Annotated in this window: 1 protein-coding gene; it reads left to right on the top strand. The window is 60.2% G+C overall.

Features of this window, described 5'->3' with window-relative positions:
• The coding region (locus tag NKH38_RS33240; RefSeq protein ID WP_352765753.1) for an IS110 family RNA-guided transposase at positions 1-903 on the top strand (903 nt) is incomplete at its 5' end.
• Between the last annotated feature and the right edge of the window lie 20 nt (positions 904-923).

The raw sequence follows: 923 nt of genomic DNA, 5'->3' as shown, positions 1-923 counted from the left end.
TGCGACATCTCAAAGCAGTGGTTGGACTTTTTTGATGAGGCAAGCGGTCAATACCATCGCATCGACAATCAGGCCGATGCGATCGCTGCCTATGTGGCAGGCCTGCATCCCAGTCGAGACTTCGTCGTCATGGAGGCGACAGGCGTTCATGACCGCCTGCTGCGTCATGTGCTGGCCAAGGCCGGCGTGCCGTTCTCGCGGCACAATCCGGCGCACACCCACCACTATGCGAAGTCGACGAGACGGCGCGCCAAGACCGACCGTCTCGATGCCAGAATGCTGAGCGACTATGGCCGCCGCTATCACCCGGAAGCCGAGCCGGCACCGCGCGAAGAAGGCGAACACCTTCAATCGCTTGCCCGCCTTCGCGACCAAATGGTCGAGATCAGGGCAACGTTGAAGAAACAGCGCAGCGAAGCCTTCGGCGCGATTGTCATCGCCGAAATCGAAGAGCTGATCGCTACCTTCAATGTCCGCATCAAGGGTATCGAGGGGCAGATCGCCCAAGCCATTGCCCAAGCCGAGGACATGGCCCGCGACAACGCGCTGATGATCTCCGTACCCGGCGTCTCCAAGATCACTTCGTTCTCGCTGCTGGCGCACCTGCCCGAGCTCGGCCAACGCTCACCCAAGTCGATCGCGGCACTCGCCGGCCTTGCTCCCTTCGACAACAAGAGCGGCAAGCTCAATCGCAGGAGCCAGATCCAGGGTGGTCGATCACGCGTATGTCGCGCACTCTACATGGCAGCGCTCGGCGCCATCCGGGCTTGTGAGCGCTTCAGAACTTTCTACACCGCCATCGCAGCCCGCTCAGGTTCCAAGAAACTCGCCATCATCGCCGTCGCAAGAAAGCTTCTCGTCGCCCTCAACGCCATCATTCGCGATAAAAAAGCATTCGCATGAACACAGTTGCCATGCCGTGA

The sequence above is a fragment of the Mesorhizobium sp. M1078 genome (assembly GCF_040318615.1).
Taxonomy (GTDB): domain Bacteria; phylum Pseudomonadota; class Alphaproteobacteria; order Rhizobiales; family Rhizobiaceae; genus Mesorhizobium.
The sequence above is the reverse complement of the archived record's forward strand: the minus strand, read 5'-3'. Positions and strand labels throughout refer to the sequence as shown.